The organism is Nocardiopsis sp. NPDC057823 (assembly GCF_042797335.1).
Classification (GTDB): Bacteria; Actinomycetota; Actinomycetes; order Streptosporangiales; family Streptosporangiaceae; genus Nocardiopsis; species Nocardiopsis changdeensis.
The window spans coordinates 78417-95032 of the sequence record NZ_JBHVLR010000002.1 but is presented as its reverse complement, the minus strand read 5'-3'; the positions used below and the strand labels follow the sequence as shown (position 1 = coordinate 95032).

17 protein-coding genes and 2 tRNA genes are annotated in these 16616 nt (G+C 75.3%); 12 read left to right on the top strand and 7 right to left on the bottom strand.

The window, feature by feature from the left end; translation table 11 throughout:
• Positions 1-108: 108 nt before the first annotated feature.
• Positions 109-182: transfer RNA gene (locus ACFVNO_RS04735), tRNA-Pro, on the bottom strand.
• 168 nt (positions 183-350) lie between these two features.
• Positions 351-971: a TetR/AcrR family transcriptional regulator gene (locus ACFVNO_RS04730; protein ID WP_355255853.1), complete on the bottom strand. Its 621-nt coding sequence runs from the start codon at positions 969-971 to the stop codon at positions 351-353.
• 93 nt (positions 972-1064) lie between these two features.
• Between ACFVNO_RS04730 and ACFVNO_RS04725 the strand changes: the two genes are divergently transcribed.
• The 7 genes from ACFVNO_RS04725 (at position 1065) to ACFVNO_RS04695 (ending at position 9940) form a co-directional block, all read left to right on the top strand.
• Positions 1065-2597: an MFS transporter gene (locus tag ACFVNO_RS04725; protein WP_378889365.1), complete on the top strand. Its 1533-nt coding sequence runs from the start codon at positions 1065-1067 to the stop codon at positions 2595-2597.
• Between the two features lie 280 nt (positions 2598-2877).
• Positions 2878-4125, top strand: coding sequence for a helix-turn-helix domain-containing protein (locus ACFVNO_RS04720; protein ID WP_378889362.1), 1248 nt, complete (start codon positions 2878-2880; stop codon positions 4123-4125).
• 199 nt (positions 4126-4324) lie between these two features.
• Positions 4325-4828: a hypothetical protein gene (locus ACFVNO_RS04715; protein ID WP_355255862.1), complete on the top strand. Its 504-nt coding sequence runs from the start codon at positions 4325-4327 to the stop codon at positions 4826-4828.
• A 518-nt stretch (positions 4829-5346) separates the two neighbouring features.
• Positions 5347-5943, top strand: a complete 597-nt coding sequence (locus ACFVNO_RS04710; RefSeq protein ID WP_378889358.1) for a TetR/AcrR family transcriptional regulator — start codon at positions 5347-5349, stop codon at positions 5941-5943.
• 76 nt (positions 5944-6019) lie between these two features.
• Positions 6020-7291 carry an MFS transporter gene (locus ACFVNO_RS04705; RefSeq protein WP_378889355.1) on the top strand — a complete coding sequence of 424 codons (1272 nt, stop codon included), beginning with the start codon at positions 6020-6022 and terminating at the stop codon, positions 7289-7291.
• Positions 7292-7577: 286 nt separating this feature from the next.
• Entirely contained in the window at positions 7578-9356 is a 1779-nt protein-coding gene (locus tag ACFVNO_RS04700) for a TIGR03767 family metallophosphoesterase (protein ID WP_378889352.1), read from the top strand.
• 152 nt (positions 9357-9508) lie between these two features.
• On the top strand, positions 9509-9940 hold the full coding sequence (locus tag ACFVNO_RS04695; protein ID WP_220562397.1) for a cyclopropane-fatty-acyl-phospholipid synthase family protein: 432 nt from the start codon (positions 9509-9511) through the stop codon (positions 9938-9940).
• 38 nt (positions 9941-9978) lie between these two features.
• Here the strand turns inward: ACFVNO_RS04695 and ACFVNO_RS04690 are convergent, their stop codons facing one another.
• The gene (locus ACFVNO_RS04690; protein ID WP_378889349.1) at positions 9979-10461 is read right to left on the bottom strand and encodes a TipAS antibiotic-recognition domain-containing protein; all 483 of its coding nucleotides are present in this window, start codon (positions 10459-10461) and stop codon (positions 9979-9981) included.
• Between the two features lie 209 nt (positions 10462-10670).
• Between ACFVNO_RS04690 and ACFVNO_RS04685 the strand changes: the two genes are divergently transcribed.
• The 3 genes from ACFVNO_RS04685 (at position 10671) to ACFVNO_RS04675 (ending at position 12938) form a co-directional block, all read left to right on the top strand.
• A complete protein-coding gene (locus ACFVNO_RS04685; protein WP_355255879.1) occupies positions 10671-11495 on the top strand; it encodes an SAM-dependent methyltransferase in 825 nt (274 codons plus the stop codon).
• Positions 11496-11583: 88 nt separating this feature from the next.
• Positions 11584-12420, top strand: coding sequence for a DUF1963 domain-containing protein (locus tag ACFVNO_RS04680; protein WP_378889345.1), 837 nt, complete (start codon positions 11584-11586; stop codon positions 12418-12420).
• Positions 12421-12533: 113 nt separating this feature from the next.
• Positions 12534-12938, top strand: coding sequence for a four-helix bundle copper-binding protein (locus ACFVNO_RS04675; RefSeq protein ID WP_355255885.1), 405 nt, complete (start codon positions 12534-12536; stop codon positions 12936-12938).
• Between the two features lie 91 nt (positions 12939-13029).
• Here ACFVNO_RS04675 and ACFVNO_RS04670 read toward each other — a convergent pair.
• The 3 genes from ACFVNO_RS04670 to ACFVNO_RS04660 all read right to left on the bottom strand — a co-directional run bounded on the left by ACFVNO_RS04670 (position 13030) and on the right by ACFVNO_RS04660 (position 14306).
• Positions 13030-13103: transfer RNA gene (locus tag ACFVNO_RS04670), tRNA-Pro, on the bottom strand.
• 96 nt (positions 13104-13199) lie between these two features.
• A complete protein-coding gene (locus ACFVNO_RS04665) occupies positions 13200-13859 on the bottom strand; it encodes a dienelactone hydrolase family protein (RefSeq protein WP_378889341.1) in 660 nt (219 codons plus the stop codon).
• 81 nt (positions 13860-13940) lie between these two features.
• A complete protein-coding gene (locus tag ACFVNO_RS04660; RefSeq protein ID WP_355255891.1) occupies positions 13941-14306 on the bottom strand; it encodes a VOC family protein in 366 nt (121 codons plus the stop codon).
• 165 nt (positions 14307-14471) lie between these two features.
• Between ACFVNO_RS04660 and ACFVNO_RS04655 the strand changes: the two genes are divergently transcribed.
• Both ACFVNO_RS04655 and ACFVNO_RS04650 read left to right on the top strand, forming a co-directional pair.
• Positions 14472-15410 carry a helix-turn-helix domain-containing protein gene (locus ACFVNO_RS04655; RefSeq protein WP_220562408.1) on the top strand — a complete coding sequence of 313 codons (939 nt, stop codon included), beginning with the start codon at positions 14472-14474 and terminating at the stop codon, positions 15408-15410.
• The gene (locus ACFVNO_RS04650) at positions 15407-15970 is read left to right on the top strand and encodes a dihydrofolate reductase family protein (RefSeq protein WP_355255894.1); all 564 of its coding nucleotides are present in this window, start codon (positions 15407-15409) and stop codon (positions 15968-15970) included. The genes ACFVNO_RS04655 and ACFVNO_RS04650 overlap by 4 nt, the downstream gene beginning before the upstream one ends.
• Here ACFVNO_RS04650 and ACFVNO_RS04645 read toward each other — a convergent pair.
• Complete coding sequence (locus ACFVNO_RS04645) at positions 15949-16470, bottom strand: DUF523 domain-containing protein (protein ID WP_355256040.1); 522 nt, start codon at positions 16468-16470, stop codon at positions 15949-15951. The genes ACFVNO_RS04650 and ACFVNO_RS04645 overlap by 22 nt on opposite strands.
• Positions 16471-16616: the final 146 nt, after the last annotated feature.

Here is a 16616-nt window from a genome sequence, read left to right as displayed (position 1 = left end):
CACCGCCCGAGGCGGTGCGGCCGCGGTCCCGGACGGCCGACGGGGGCACCGGTGTGCTCCCCCGGCGCACGGAAAAGGGCGTTCACCTCGGTGAACGCCCTTCATCTGTCGGGACGGCGGGATTTGAACCCACGACCCCTTGACCCCCAGTCAAGTGCGCTGCCAAACTGCGCTACGTCCCGCCGGCGCCACCGCGGCGGCGCCAACAGGTAAGACTGTATCGCATGTTCGTACGGCTCCGAACCGCCGCCCCAGGGGTGTACGGGATCCGCGGACCGGCGGCCCGCCCCGCCCGTCGGCCGGGCGAACACCTCCGAGGAGTCGACGGGGCACGCCTCCGCGGCGGCCGGCTACCGGGGGTGCGCGCCCTCGGCGTGTCCGGCGGCCTTCGCCGCCAGGGCGTCGTAGTCCGATGCCAGGCCGCGGAGCAGCCCGGTGACGGCCCGACCGATCTCCCGGGCGTCCACCGGCGCGTGCCCGAACAGCAGCCGGTAGTGCACCAGCGATGCCAGGCCGTCCACTGTCAGCTCCAGGTCGGCGTCGGCGCGCAGGTCACCGCGCTCGCGCCCCTTCTCCAGGGTGGTGCGCACGGCCGCCCGGGGCGGGTCGAACAGAGTGTCCATGAACGTGCGGCGCAGTTCGGGGTCGGATGAGCAATCGGCCAGCAGGGGTCCGAAGAACTCCGGTCCCATACACCGGAAGGTCCGGGCGAACAGCGCCAGGGATTCATTGAGGTCGCACAGGGTGCAGCCGGTGTCGGGGGTCTCCACCCGCCCCAGACGGCGGCTGAGTTCGGCCAGCACCAGCCGCTGCCGGTCGGGCCAGCGCCGGTACACCGCGGCCTTGCTCACCCCGGCCCTGCGGGCGACGCGCTCCACGGCGAGTTCGCGGTAGCCCGACTCCTCCAGGAGGTCGGACACCGCACCGAGCACCGCCCGGTCGATCTGGGCGTCGCGTGGACGACCGCTCATTGACGTTCCCCTCCTTCAGTGCCTACCCTTTCATTTCGATTCGGTCCGTACCGTATCGTATTCACTCAGGACCTCCGAGAGCGAGGAACCCCCATGACCGCCGAGCCCCCGTCCCCTGTCGACCACCCGCCCGCCCGTGCCGGGCGGCGTGAGTGGGCGGGCCTGGCCCTGCTCACCCTCCCCCTGTTCGTGCTCGCCCTGGACGCGAGTGTGCTGTTCCTGGCCGCTCCGCACATCGGTGCCGACCTGGCCCCCGACGCGAACCAATGGCTTTGGATCATGGACGTCTACGGCTTCATGATCGCCGGGTTCCTCATCACCATGGGCGCTGTCGGCGACCGCATCGGGCGTCGCCGGCTGCTGCTCCTGGGCTCTGCCGCATTCGCGCTCGCCTCCCTGTGGGCTGCGCTGGCCGACTCCCCGATCGCCCTCATCGCCGCCCGTGCGGTGCTGGGCGTCGCCGGGGCCACCCTGATGCCGTCCACGCTCGCCCTCATCCGCACGATGTTCCGTGACGACCGCCAGCGCACCACCGCCGTCGCCGTATGGATGACGACCTTCTCGGTGGGTGTGGCCCTGGGTCCGCTCATCGGCGGGGCCCTGCTGGAGGTCCTCCCCTGGGGATCGGTCTTTCTGCTCGCCCTGCCGGCGATAGTGCCGGTGGTGCTGTTGGGGCGGATGCTGCTTCCCGAGAGCCGCGACCCCGCCCCTGCCCGGACCGACCTGCCGGGGGCCGCCCTGTCGGTGATCGCGATGATCTCCCTCGTGTACGGGCTCAAGGAGCTGGTCGCCCAAGGGCCCGAACCCGCGGGGGCGATCGCCCTGCTGCTGGGCCTGGCCGCCGGAACGGTGTTCGTGCGTCGGCTGCGCCGGGTGCCCGCCCCGCTGGTGGACCCGGCGCTGTTCGCCTCCAGGGCCCTGCGCACGGCCCTGGTCCTGCTCCTGCTCGGAGTTTTCAGCGCAACCGCGGTGAACTTCCTGGTGCCCTCGTTCCTACAGGCGTCCGCCGGCGCGGGACCGCTGGTGGCAGGCCTTCTGACGGCGCCCGTGGCGGTGGCGGCGATCGGCGGTTCGCTGGCCGCCCCCGCCATGGCGGGCCGCTGGGGACCGCTGCCGGTGATCGCGGGCGGCGCGGTGCTCTCCCTGGCGGGCCACCTGGTCCTGGCCCAGGCCGCGGCCGGTGGGCCGGTGTGGGCGCTGGTGGCCGGGGGCGCGCTGGCGGTGCTGGGCGTGAGCCCCACCACGGTGCTGGGCACCGACCTGGTGGTGTCCTCGGCCCCCGAGGAACGCGCGGGGTCGGCGGCCGCGCTCTCCGAGACCGGCGGCGAGCTGGGCGTCGCCCTGGGCATCGCGGTGATGGGCGGTCTGGCCTCGGCCGTGTACCGGTTCCGGGTGGAGTCCCTCCTGCCCGCGGAAGTGGACCCGGCGACGGCCGCGGCCGTCGCCGAGAACGCGGTGTCCGCCGAGCGGGCGGTGTCAGGCCTGCCCCCGGACACGGCCGGAGCGGTGCTCACCGCGGCCGGGGAGGCCTTCGCCTCGGGTGTCTCCGCCGCAGGCTACGCCTGTGCCGCCGTCGCCCTGCTGCTGGCGGGACTGGCGGTGCGCTCCGCCCGCACACGGCGGTGACCACCGCAGCGACGGACGCGCGCCGCCACCGGGCCGCGGTGATGATGGTCGGCGGTAGCGATGTGCGGGTTCAGGGGTTCCGGGCCTTCGCACCACCGGTGCGCGATTCCACCCTGGTGCGCGATTCCACCCTCCGGCGGTCCGGCGACGGATCGTGGGGAAACCCTCCCGGAGCGTGCGCGCCGCCCCTACGCTGGTGCCGTCCGCCCGCGCGGCACGGCCGGCGCGGCACCGGCGGACGGCACGGGCCGCCGCGGCGGCGTATCGGGAAGGACTCCGCATGGCCTCCGACGGCATCGGGGAGATCGAGGAAACCGCCGGCTCCGACATCCCCTTCGGCACCCGCCTCAAGCTCCACCGCTCCCGCAGAGGGCTGACCCGCGAAGTCCTGGGCGGGCTGGTGGGCCGCTCGGCCTCCTGGGTGAAGGCCCTGGAGACCGGCCGCCTGGGCACCCCCAAGCTGCCGCTGCTGCTCAAGCTGGCGGACGCCCTGCGGATACGCGACCTGGCCGAGCTGACCGGGGCCGGGTCGATCCCGGTCGAGCCGTTCAGCGGCCCCGGGCACCGGCGCCTGCCCGCCGTGCGGGCGGCGGTCAACGCCTTCGCGCCCGACGCCGACCGCCCCGTGCCGGGGCTGCCCCACCTGCGGGCCCGGCTGCGCGGGGCGTGGCGGGCCCGGCACGCGGCCCCCGACCACCGCGAGGTGCTGGGCGCGCTGCTGCCGGAGCTGATCGAGGACGCGCAGGCCGCCGTGCACGCGGCGGACCGCGAGTCCCACCGGCGGGCCGCCCGCGCGGTACTGTCCGAGGTGTACTCGCTGGCGCAGTTCTTCATCGCCTACCAGCCCGCGCAGAGCCTGCTGTGGCGGGTGTGCGAGCGCGCCGTCGTGACCGCGCGCGAGGCCGACGACCCTCGCGCCCTGGGCATCGCCGCCTGGCTGATGGTCCAGGCGCACCGCGACGCCGGCGACTGGGACGCCGCGGACGCGGTGGCCGAGGGGGCGCTGGCGCACCTGGGCGCCCACCTGGACCGGCGGGATTCCGACGAGCTCCGGTCGCTGTGGGGCTCCCTGCAGTTCGAGGCCGGGTACACCGCCGCCCGGCGCGGCGAGAGCGGCGCGGCCTGGCACCGGTGGGACACGGCGCGGCGGGCCGCGGAGCGGCTTCCGGCGGGGTTCTACCACCCGGTCACCTCGTTCTCCCGGGCCGTCATGGGCGCGCACGCGGTGACGGTGGCGGTGGAGCTGCGCAACAGCGGCGAGGGGGTGCGCCAGTCGCTGCGGTCGGAGGCGCACACCATCCCGTCGCGGCCGCGGCGGGCCCGGCACCGGATCGAGCAGGCCCGGGCGTACCGGCTGGACGGGCGGGAGGGCGAGGCACTGCGGCTGCTGGCGCAGGCGCACGCGATCGCCCCGGAGACCATCCGCTACAACGGGCACGCCCGCGCCATGATCATGGAGGGCCTGCACTCGCGCGAGCACCGCGCGCGGGCGGCCGGACTGGCCGACCGGGTGGGCGTCCCGGCCTGAACCGCACCCGCCCCGCCGATCGGAGCGCCCGTGACCCGGTCTTTGCCCGGCAGGGGGCACATTCCCTACCCCCTGCGGGGCGCGGACCGGGTTAGCGTCGGTGGGGTCCCGGACCGGGAGGGGGTCCGGGACCCCACCGACGGTTTCGAGGAACACCGACGATGATGCGCATCGGCGGCCGCCCACGGGGGGCTCGCGAGTGAACGGCGGAGCGGTGACGCCCGCCCCCGGCGACAGGACCGCCTCCCGGGAGACGGCGCGGTCGGAGGACGGCGGGGCCGGGGAGGCCGTGAAGGCGGTGGTGGTCCACGACCGGGCGGAGATCGAGGCCTGGGCGCGGGCCCGGGGCGTCGCGGTCCGGCAGGTGGACGAGGACTGGGAGTCCATCACCTACGAGGCGGAGGCGGTGGAGCCGGGCGGGACGCGGGCCCGCTGCCGGTACCGGTACCCGATCCCGCGGCCGGCGGCGCTGCGCCGCCTGGCCCGGACCTACGTGGTGGGGATGGTGCACGACGCGGGACGGGCGCGCTGCCACCACGTGCGCCGGGTGATCCCGGTGGGCGCGACCGAGGACGAGCTGCGCCGCAACGCCGTTCTCGTCGCCTCGGCGCTGATCGACCTGCAACGCCATGAGCGCTGCGGCGCCAGCGTGGTCACCCTGACCGCGTACACGGTGGTGTCGGCCCTGGAGTGGAAGGGCTGACCCGGCGCCGGGCGGCGCCTGCGGCGGCGCGCGGCGCCGTGCCCCCGCACCGGTCCCTGGCCCCGCGGCACCCCGCCCGTGAGCCACGTCACCCGCATCCCACCGGCGACCCGTGCTAGGTTCCATATTGAAACGATCGGTTCAAAACGGATCGCCCCCGCGTTCCCACGGCCCTGCCCCGCCCTCCCCTGCACCCCTTCACGGATCGGACGACCGACGACATGAGCGACATCCTCGACGGCAAGCGGACCCTCGTGACCGGCGGAGGCCGCGGCATCGCGCCGGGCCGGTCCGGCGCCCCGGAGGAGATCGCCGAGGCGGCCGCCCGCCTGGCCTCGCCCTCGGCGGGGTACGCCACGGGCGCGCGCCCGGGCGTGGACGGGGGGGTCCGACACCTGAACCCGCCGACCCGCCGCCCCCGCAGCCCACCGTCCGGCCCGCCCCTCCCCGCCCCTTCCTCCCCGAACCCGCGCACCGGTTCTGGTCCGAACGTTCCACAACCGGGTAGCGTGGCGTCCATGGGAAGACCACGGGGGTTCGACGAGGAGCAGGTGGTCAGGGCCGCCCGCGACGTGTTCTGGGAGAAGGGGTTCGACGGGACCTCCACGGCCGACCTGTGCGCGGCCACCGGACTGAACCGCTCCAGCCTGTACAACACGTTCCGGTCCAAGGAGCACCTGTTCCTCAGGGCCCTGGCGCGGTACACCGAGGACACCACCGACGGCCAGGTGGAACTCCTGGACGACGACGGCCTCAGCGGCCTGGACCGCATCCGGGCGCTGCTCGCCCGCATCGTGGACGACGCGGTGCGGATCCGGGAGGAGGGCCCCGGGTCGGGCTGCTTCGTGGTCAACACGACCACGTCGTTCGCCGCGCACGACCCGGCGGTCGCCCGGCTGCTCGGCACCGACCGCGACCGGCGCCTGGCGTCGCTGCGCACGGCCGTCCTGGCGGGCCGCGCCGACGGGTCGGTCCACCCGGACCGCGAGCCCGAGGCGACGGCCTGGTACATCGTCTCGGTGATCTCCGGCATCCGGGTGGCCGAGCAGTCCGGCGCCCGGCGGGAGGTCCTGGAGTCCGTCGCCGGGACCGCGGTCGAGGCGCTGCGGGCCTGAGCCCTGCCCCTTCCGGCCGGGCTTCGCACACCCCGATTTTGAAACGATCAGTACAAAAACCCAAAGGAGAGCCCCCGTGCCCCCTGCCGTGCCCCTCCTGGCACTCGGCCTGTTCACCATGGTCACCAGCGAGTTCCTGGTCGGCGGCCTCATGCCGCAGATGGCCGAGGACCTGGGGGCCAGTGTCACCCGCATCGGCCACCTCATCACCGCGTTCGCCCTGGCCATGGCCCTGGGCGGCCCGGCCGCCGCCCTGGCGGTGCGCCGCCTGCGCCCCGACCGCGCCCTGCTGGCGCTGTTCGCCGTCTTCCTCCTGGGCAACGCCCTGGCCGCCCTCGCCTGGTCCTATCCCGCCGTGTTCGTCGCCCGGGTCCTCACCGGGGCGGCCGCCGGCGGCTTCTTCGGGGTGGCGGTGTCCACCGCCTCCCGCCTGGTCCCCGCCCACCTGCGCGGTCGCGCCGTCGGCACGGCCCTGCAGGGGGTGATGGTGGGCACCCTGCTGGGGCTCCCGCTGTCGACGCTCCTGGGCGGATGGCTCGGCTGGCGGGCCGCCTTCGCCGCCGTCGGCGTCCTCACCGTCGCGGTGGCCGCGGCCACCGCCCGCTACCTGCCCCGGCTGGAGCCGACCGCGGCCGGCCGCGGGCACGGCGGCGGGGTCGACGCCGGGACCGGTGGCGGGGTCGACGCCGGGGACGGCGTGGACGGCGCCGGGATCGCGAAGGGGACCGGGGCCGGCGAGGCCGCCGCGTTCCGCGACCCCCGCCTGTGGGCGGCCATGGCCACCTCCACCCTGATCATCGGCGCGACCTTCAGCGCGTTCAGCTACTTCACCCCGATCCTCACCGAGGTCACCGGCCTGCCCCGGGAGCTGGTCCCGCTGCTGCTGTTCGGCTACGGCGCGGCCACGGTCGCGGGCACCGCCGTGGTGGGCCGGCTGGCCTCCTCCCACGCGGTCGCCGCCATCGTGGCGGGGCTGGCCCTCAACACCGTGTTCCTGACCGGGTTCGCCCTGTTCGCCGCGTCCCCGGTCCCGGCGCTGATCGCCATGGCGGGCATCGGCCTGGTCGGCATCACCCTCAACCCGGCGATGGTCACCCGCGTGCAGCGGGTGGGCGGGGCCGGGACCATGGTCAACACCGCGCACAGCTCGTTCATCACCCTGGGCGTGGTGGTCGGCTCCTGGGCGGGCGGGGAGGGCATCGCGGCCTTCGGGCTGCGCGCGCCCCTGTGGATCGGCGCCGCGCTCGCGCTGCTCGCCCTGCTCGCGATGGCGCCCGCGGTCCTGGCCTCCCGGCGGTCCGGCTCCCCCGCCGGGGCGGCGGCGGTGTCCGCATCCGGCCAGATATGAAAAACCCTCACCTTTATGACGGTTCACCGAGGCCGCCGCGAACGGCCGGCCACCGGGCTCCGACACCGCGGTGACCGGCCGGGACACACGCGGGGTCGGTGCTCCGTCACCGAGCGTTCCCGATCCGGAGCCGAACCGGGAATCGTACCCACCGGCCCCGCGCCCCTCCCCGCGGGGGTGCGGGCCCCCGCCCGCACCCCCGTTGCCAACGGGCCGGTCCCGGTCTTCAATGACGACGCCCCGTCCCCCGCAAGGCCCGCCCCCGGGCCGAAAGGACACCGTGCCCATGGCCTCCCTCGACCGCCGCCGCTTCCTCCTGGGGAGCGGCCTCCTGGGGACCGCAGCCGGGCTGGGCCTGGCCGCCCCCGCGCACGCACTCGACGCCGCCTCCCTCGACCGACTCGTCCGCCGGAGCCTGGCCCGGGCCGCCGCCCCCGAGGGCACCACCCTGGTCCAGGCCGCCGCGGCCGTCGGCGACGGCTACCGCCTCCTGTCCGCGGGCCCCGGCTGGCCGCTGGAGGTCCGCGAGGACCTCGTCCCCGCCCGGTCCGGCCGCGACGACCGGCGCGTCCCCCTGGCCGCGTTCGTCCAGTTCACCGACCTGCACATCGTGGACGCCCAGAGCCCGGTCCGCTTCGAGTACACCCACCCCCTGCTCGGCTCCAGCGCCCACCGCCCGCAGGAGACCCTGTCCGCCGTCGGCGCCTCCGCCCTGGTCTCCCGGGTGAACTCCCTGCGGGTCGGGCCGATCACCGGGCGCCCCTTCGACTTCGTCATGACCACCGGCGACAACACCGACAACCACGAGCTGATCGAACTCGACTGGCTCATGGCCGTGTTCAACGGCGGAGACCTCACCCCCGACACCGGCGATCCGGGCCGCTACGAGGGCGTCCAGGACAGCGGGTCCGAGCTGTACTGGCACCCCGAGCGCGACCTCGCCGACCGCTACAAGGCCGACCACGGCTTCCCCGTCCTGCCCGGGTTCCTGGCCGCCGCCCGGGCCGGGTTCCGCGCCCCCGGGCTCGACGTCCCCTGGTACTGCACCATCGGCAACCACGACGACACCCCGGCCGGGTCCCTGCCCGCCGGGACCCTGACCGAGTGCTTCACCGGCGACCGCAAGATCATGTACACCGACGACCGGGCCGCCGCCCGCACCGCCGAGGCCATGACCGAGGCCGACAGCGTCGGCGAACTGCCCGCCGCCGTCGAGGGGCTGGCCGAGCCGGGGGCGGCGACCGCGGCCGGGTCGATCGTCTCCACCGTCACGGCCGACGAGCGCCGCGCCCCCTTCGACACGGCCGGGTTCGTCGCCGCCCACCGCGACGGGGCCAACACCGGCCCCGGGCCGGTCGGCCACGGCTTCACCGAGGAGAACGCCGACGGGGTGGACTGCTTCTACACGTTCACCATCGCCGAGGGCGTGACCGGGATCAGCCTCGACACCACCACCCTCGCCGGGCTGGCCAACGGCTCGATCGGGCACACCCAGTACCGCTGGCTGGAGAACACCCTGCGCGCGGGCAGCCCGGTCTACTACGACCTCCTCGGGCGGCGGCGCTCCCAGCAGGTGACCGGCGAGCTGTTCGTACTGTTCAGCCACCACACCAGCGACACCATGGACAACCCGCTGCCGGACCGGCGCCGCCCCGCCGAGCTGCGCTACACGGGCGGGGTGCTGGTGTCGCTGCTCAAGCGGTACCCCAACGTCCTGGCCTGGGTGAACGGGCACACCCACCGCAACACCGTGCGGGCGCACACCGCCGACCGCCCCGAGTGCGGGTTCTGGGAGATCAACACCGCCTCGCACATCGACCACCCGCAGCTGGCCCGCTGCATCGAGATCGTGGACAACGCCGACGGCACGGTGTCGCTGTTCACCACGCTCATCGAGGCGGACAGCCCCTACCGGGTGGAGCACGGCGACTTCTCGGCGGACGGCCTGGCCTCGCTGTACCGGGAGCTGTCGGTCAACGACCCCTACGCCGACGGCGCGAACCTGGGCTCGGCCCGCGACCGCAACGTCGAGCTCCTCGTCCCCGCCGTCCCCCCGACCCGCTAGCCCCCGACCGGCGGTTCCCGGGCGTCCCGCCGTGCCGACCGCGGCACGGCGGGACGCGGGGCGAAGGAACCCGGCACGGCGGGACGGCGGGGCAGAGGAACCCTGCACGGCGGAACCCGCCGCGGCGGCCGCCGTCCGCCTACCATGTCCGCATGAGCGCCTTGTCCCCACGGCTGCGGGCGGTCGTCGACGCCCTCCCGCTGCGTCCCGGTCTGCGCGTGATCGAGATCGGCTGCGGCCCGGGCGCCGCGGCGCGCGAGGTCGCGCACCGGGTCGGCCCGGACGGCCACGTGCTCGCGGTCGACCGCTCCGCCGCCGCGATCGCGCAGCTCACCCGCTCGGCGCCGGACCTGATCGCGGCGGGCCTGCTCACCGCCCGGCAGGGCACCGCCGAGCAACTGGAGCTCGCCGAGGGCGAGGAGCCCTACGACCTCGCCTTCGCCGTCCGGGTGGGCGCGTTCGACGGGCGCCACCCCCGCGCCGGCGCGCTCGCGCTCGAACGACTCGCCCGCGCCCTCGTGCCGGGAGGCGTGCTGCTCATCGACGGCGGCGACCCGCTGCGCGAGGTGGCCCTGCCCTCCTGACCCGCCGCCGGCCGACGGCACCCCGGGGCCGGACCGGCTCAGCCCCCTTCCCGCGCCCGTTCCCGCCGCCGGGCCCGCTCCGCGTTCGCGACGATCGCGGCCCGCAGCCACTCCGCGGCGCCGGGGGCGGTGTTCTCCTCGATGCCCTGCCGGTACCTCTCGTCCTGGACGTAGAGCTCGCTCTTGGCCACGTGGAACCCGTGGTCCATCGCGTAGAACCACCGCGACACGTGGAGCCGGGACGCCTCCGCGACGTCCATCGCCTCCGTGCCGCGCGGGTCCGCGCCGGCGGCCATCAGTTCGCGGATCCTCGCCTCGATGGCCGCGTTGTCCCGGTTGATCCGCTCCCACTCGGCCCGGCCGTACCCGGCGACGCGCCGGGCGGAGTCGGCGTACGCCTCGGTGCCGCCCCACCGGTGTTCGACCTCGTCGAGGTACTCCTCCTCGCGGTCCGCGAAACCGCCCCAGACCTCGCGCTTGTCGTCGTCCGACAGCGGGGACCCCGCTTCTCTCCTCGTCATGCCGCCATGGTGCGCCCTGACGCCGCGTCGGGGTCAAGTGCTCGGCGACCGGGCCCCACGTGTTCCGCGGACGGCGCGGCGGATCCGGCGGGTGCGGTGTCGTCTAGTGTGGGGGCGAACGAGAACCCCGCCGTGGCCGGGCTTTGCGGCGTTCGGACGCCGACGGCCCGCCTCCGCGGCGGCCCCCTGCGCACCGAGGTGGTTGCCCCATGACCGACGCCCCGTCCCCGTCCTCCCCCGCGGGCTCCGACGACCGCCCCCCGGCCATCGACACCACCCGGACCCACTCGGCCCGGATCTGGAACTACTGGATGGGCGGCAAGGACCACTACCCGATCGACCGGATCGCGGGCGACGCGGTGGCCGAGGGCTTCCCGGAGATCGTGGACCTGGCCCGCACCAGCCGGAAGTTCCTCATCCGCGTCGTCACCCACCTGACGCGGGACGTGGGCATCCGCCAGTTCCTCGACATCGGCACCGGGATGCCCACCGCCGACAACACCCACGAGGTCGCCCAGTCGATCGCCCCGGAGTGCCGGGTGGTCTACGTGGACAACGACCCCCTCGTGCTCGCGCACGCGCGCGCCCTGCTGGTCGGCACCCCCGAGGGGGCCACCGACTACATCGACGCCGACCTGCGCGACCCCGACACGATCCTGGAGCGCGCCGCCAAGACCCTGGACTTCGACCAGCCCGTCGCGCTCATGCTCATGGGGATCCTGGGCCACATCCCCGAGGACGACGTCCAGCCGATCGTGCGCCGCCTGCTGGACGCCCTGCCCTCCGGCAGCTACCTGGCCAGCTACGACGGCGCCAACACCAGCGAGGCCTACAACAGGGCCATCGAGGCCGGCAACGAGCAGGGCGACGTCCCGTACCTGCTGCGCAGCCCGGAGTTCATCGCCGCCCGGTTCGAGGGCCTGGAGCTGCTCGAACCCGGTGTGGTGCCCTGCCCCCGGTGGCGCCCGGCGCCCCTGGAGGCCCACACCAAGCGCGGCCTGGACCAGTACGGCGGCGTCGGCCGCAAGCCCTGACCCCGAGGCCCGGGCGAGCGGTGCCGTGGCGGCGCCGCCCGCCCGGACCGGGGGCGGGAACGTCCGCCGCAGGGTCTACGGTGTCCGCGTGACGAACGGAACGGACGAGACCGTGGACAGGGTGCGGCGTTTCCGCGCCGGAGCAGCGGAGCGGGGCCTGCCGCCGGACGCCGCGGAGAGGTGGGTGCGGTCCCTCCGGCCCGCGGCGTACCTGGCGGACGGCGGCGACGGACCGGTGGCGGCCCGCCTGGGCGGGCGGCCGCGGCTGCCGCACGGGGCGCCCGTGCCCCCGCACGGCTTCGTCGCCTCCGTCGACTGCGCCCTCCTGCGCGCGGACGCCACCGACCTGCCGCTGCCCGCCGACGGCCACCTGCTGTTCTTCGCCGTGCCGGACATCGACTTCACGGGGCGCCGCGAGGACGTGGTGCGGTACGTCCCCGCCGGGACGGCGACGGCCGAGCTCCCCGACGGCGAGGGCAGGGAGCTCTTCCCCGGGCGGGAGCTGCGCACGGTGGCGTACGCGTCCAGCGCCCAGGAGTCCGGGAGCTTCACCAGGAGTCAGTACGGGGATCCCCCGCCCCAGGACGAGTACGAGCGGACCTACAGGCTGTCCGAGGCGTGGCAGGCCGCGGGCGGTGACGGCGGCGGCGACTGGCGCCTACAGCTGGGCGGCCACCCTCTGGTCCCCGACATCGACCCCCTGGAGGGCCTCCGCGGCTACGACCCGGACGAGGAGGGCTCCGAGCGCACCCGCACGGGCGGCCGCGACGACTGGACGCTGCTGGCCACCTGGCGCTGCGGCGACGACGCCCTGGACGAGGTCGGGCTGGACGGGCTCGTGGTCCACTGGCTGGTCCTGCGCCGGGACCTGGCCGCCCTGCGCCTGGACCGGGTGCTCACCTTCGTGGACATGTGGGCCCCGTAGGGAGCACGACCCCCTGACCTGGGACGCGGCGTTTACCGCCGCGTCCGGCGGTCAGTGGCGAACAGGACGGGGTCCGGCGTCCGGGCCGGAGCCCCACTGTGCCAGGAGGCGTCATGAGTACGGCGGGTCGGATGCTGGAGAGCCACCCCGGGGGTCCGGGCGGGGTGGACGGCGAGAAGCTGCGGGTGTGCATCGAGGCGTGCTTCGAATGCGCCCAGGCCTGTACCGCCTGCGCGGACGCCTGCCTGGGCGAGGAGGCGGTCGCGGAGCTGGTCACGTGCGTGCGCACCGACCTCGACTGCGCCGACCTGTGCGAGACCACCGGTCGGGTGATCTCGCGCCGCACCGGCCACGACGCCGACGTCGCCCGCGCGGTGCTGGAGGCCTGCGCGCTGGCCTGCGAGAGCTGCGCCGACGAGTGCGAGCGGCACGCCTCCATGCACGAGCACTGCCGGGTGTGCGCCGAGGCGTGCCGCCGCTGCGCCCGGGCCTGCCGGGAGCTGGCCGGCTCCCTGTGACCGGCCGGGGCGCCGGCGCCCCGGCCCGCGCGTCGGACACACGCCCGGAACACGAAGAAGGGCGTTCACTCGCGTGAACGCCCTTCGCCTGTCGGGACGGCGGGATTTGAACCCACGACCCCTTGACCCCCAGTCAAGTGCGCTGCCAAACTGCGCTACGTCCCGTCGGGCCAGGCCGCTGGCCTCGCCGACGGGAAAGACTCTATCGCATCCGCCGGACCCTCCGCACCGCAATTGCGGGTGCGCGGCGCCGCACCTCCCTCATTCCCCGCGTCCGCCCATCGCGCGGGCGAACCAGGCGGAGGCGGCGCGGGCCGCCTCCTCCAGGGCGCCCTCCTCCTCGAACAGGTGCCCGGCGCCGGGGACCACGTGGATCCGGCCGGGCCCGCCGAGTTCGCCGAGGGCGCGCTCGTTGAGTTCCAGCACACGCGTGTCCGCGCCGCCGACGACGAACAGGACCGGGGCGCGCACCCGCCGCAGCGCCTCCTCGCCGGCCAGGTCGGGGCGGCCGCCGCGGGAGACCACGGCGGCCACCCGTCCGGGGCGCTCGGCCGCGCACCGCAGGGCCGCGGCGGCCCCCGTGCTGGCGCCGAACAGCCCGACCGGCAGCCCCGCCGTGCCCTCCCACTCCGCCAGCCGGTCCACCGCGCCCGTGAGGCGCCCGGTGAGCAGACCGATGTCGAAGCGCAGCCCGGCCGTGGCCTGGTCGACGCGCTCCTCCTCCGGGGTGAGCAGGTCGAACAGCAGCGTCGCGATCCCCGCGTCCCGCAGGACGGCGGCGACGGCCCGGTTGCGGGGGCTGCGCCGGGAGCTGCCGCTGCCGTGGGCGAAGGCCACCGCGCCGACGGCGGCGGGCGGCAGGTCCAGGTCCCCGTCGAGTGCGGCGTCCGCGGTGTGCACCGTCACTTCACGCCCTCTCATGGCGTCTCCTCCCGGTCCCCTCGACGGGTCCGCTACCCCCGGGCCCGGAACGCACACACGCGGCCCCGCCTCCCGGGCCGGTCATCCGCCCAGGGTGCCGTCAAGCCGCTCGACCAGGCAGAACTCGTTGCCCTCGGGGTCGGCCAGGACCGCCAGCAGGTGACCGTCCTCCTCGAAGACGGGCCGCAGCACCCGCGCGCCCAGGGCGCGGACCCGCGCGATCTCGGCCTCCACGTCGTGGACGACCATGTCCAGGTGCATCCGGTTCTTGCCCGCCTTGGGCTCGGGCACCTGTTGCAGCAGCAGGTCGGGCCACCGCCCGCCCGGGTCGCGCAGCGCCAGGTACGGGCCGTGCTGCGCCTCCTCCCGCTCGAAGCCGAGCACGGCGCACCAGAAGTCGGCCGCGGCCCGCAGGTCGCCGGTGTCGAGTACGCAGACCAGTCGCATGTGCCCTCGCTCCTCCGCGGGGCCGAAGGCCCGGTGCCCCCGGCCGGATGCGGCACACCCTACGCCGCGGCGGCGCGGCCGCCCACCGCCCGCGCGGGCCCGCCCCGACACGGGTGCGCAAGAACGGTCAAGCGCCGCCCGGGGCCGCCCGAACATACTGGTCCCATGACCGAACCCACCACCGGCCGGGACCGGCTCCGCGAGCTCCTCGACGCGGTCCTGGCGGACGAGGACGGCGGTGAGGGCACCGCCTTGGCCGCCATGGCCGAGCGGGCCTACAGCTCGCCGTTCCACTTCTCCCGGCGGCTGAGCCGCGACACCGGGGAGTCACCCGTGGCGCTGCGCCGCCGGGTGCTGCTGGAGCGGGCCGCCTGGCAGATCCGGCAGGGGTCCAGCGTCACCGACGCCGCATTCGCCGCGGGCTACCGGTCGGTGGAGGGGTTCATCCGCGCGTTCGGGCGGGCCTTCGGGCACCCGCCGGGGGCGACCACCTCCGGCAGCGGCACCTGGCTGCCCGCGCCGAACGGCATCCACTTCCACCCCCCGATCCACCTGTGGATCGAGTCGCCACCCCAGGAGCGCCCCGCGATGGACGTCGTGTCCCTGCAGGTCCACCACGACATCGCCGACACCGGTCGGCTGATCGAGGCGGCCTCCGGGCTGTCGGAGGAGGCCTACCGCAGGGTGCACGCCCCCGGGTGGACCGTCCTCACCTGGGACGGGCCCGAGGAGTCGATCGCCGCCGTCCTGGACCACCTGGTGTGGGCCAAGGAGGTGTGGTGCGCGTCCGTCGACGGCACGGACTTCCCCGAGCGCGGCGGCGACGGCCTGGAGGAGCTCGCCGAGCGGCACCGGGTGATCGGCCCGCACTGGGTGGCGACGGTCGAGGGCATCGGCCGCCGCGGCGCCTGGGGCGACCGCCTGGTCGACGCCCTGTGCGATCCGCCGGAGAGCTTCGTGCTGGGGTCGGTGGTCGCGCACGTCCTGACGTACGCGGCGCACCGCAGGCAGCTGGTGCGGCACATGCTGCGCGCCGAGGGGGTGGAGGTGGACCACGGGGATCCCATCGAGTGGTTGCAGGACCGATACGGAGGCACATCATGACCCGGACCGTCTACAACACCGCGACGAGCCTGGACGGCTTCCTCGCCACGGAGGACCATTCTCTGGAGTGGCTGTTCGCCGCGGAGGCCGAGGGCGTGGCGCAGGGCGAGAGCGCAGAGAGCGAGGTCGAGGAGTTCATGAAGGGGGTCGGCGCCGTCCTCATGGGGGCCACGACCTACGAGTGGGTGCACCGGCACGAGGGCGACAAGGACTGGGCCTACGACATGCCGTCCTGGGTGCTGACCCACCGGGAGCTGCCGCCGTTCAAGGGCGCGAACGACATCCGGTTCGCGGCCGCCGACTCCGACGACGAGCTGCGGGCCCTGCACGCGAAGGTGGTGGAGTCGGCCGGGGGCAAGGACCTGTGGCTGCTCGGCGGCGGCCGGATCGCCGCGGACCTGGCCCGGCTGGGCCTGCTGGACGAGGTGATCGTGTCCATCGCCCCGGTCACGCTGGGGTCGGGCGCCCCGCTGCTGGCGGGCCGGGTGGACCTCCGGCCGCTGGACGTGCACCGGACGGGGGCCTTCGCCTGCGCCCGCTACGAGGTCGTGCGCTCCTGAGCCCGGCCGTCGCCGGCGCCCCGCAGGCGGGCGTCGGCGGCGGCGAGCCCGTGCTCGTTGAAGACCGCGACGCCGTTCCCGGCCAGCAGGTGGGCGGTGACCCCGCGCCCGACGCGCTTCCGCCCGGTGAAGGTGCCGTCGTAGACCTCGTGGAGCCCGCAGGAGGGGCTGGACTCCTTCAGGACGGCCACGGTCGCCCCGCGCTCGCGTGCGAAGGCCAGGGCGGCGCGGGCCCCCGCGACGAAGTACGCGGTGACGTCGTCGCCGTCGGGGGTGAGGATGCGGGCCCCGCCGTCGAGCACGTCGGCGGCGGTGGCCCCGGGCTCGATCTCGGCGGGCGGCCGCGGCACGGGCAGCCCGCCCGCCACCTCGGGGCAGTGCACCACCATGCGCCCCTCGGCGCGCCAGCGGTCGAGCAGGGCGTCGTCGACGGTCTTGGCGCGGCCGTCGTAGCGGACCGGGCGGCCCGCCAGGCAGGCGCTGACCAGGACCTTGTCCATGTTCCTCTCCTCCCGGGCGACACCGACCACGTTACCGCTCCTCCGTCACCGCCCCTCCGCGCCGGAGGCATGGGGCGACACGGACGGAACACCCCGACAATCCAGGCAATATCACACAAGGTCGCTATCGTGTTGCTTTGAGTGAT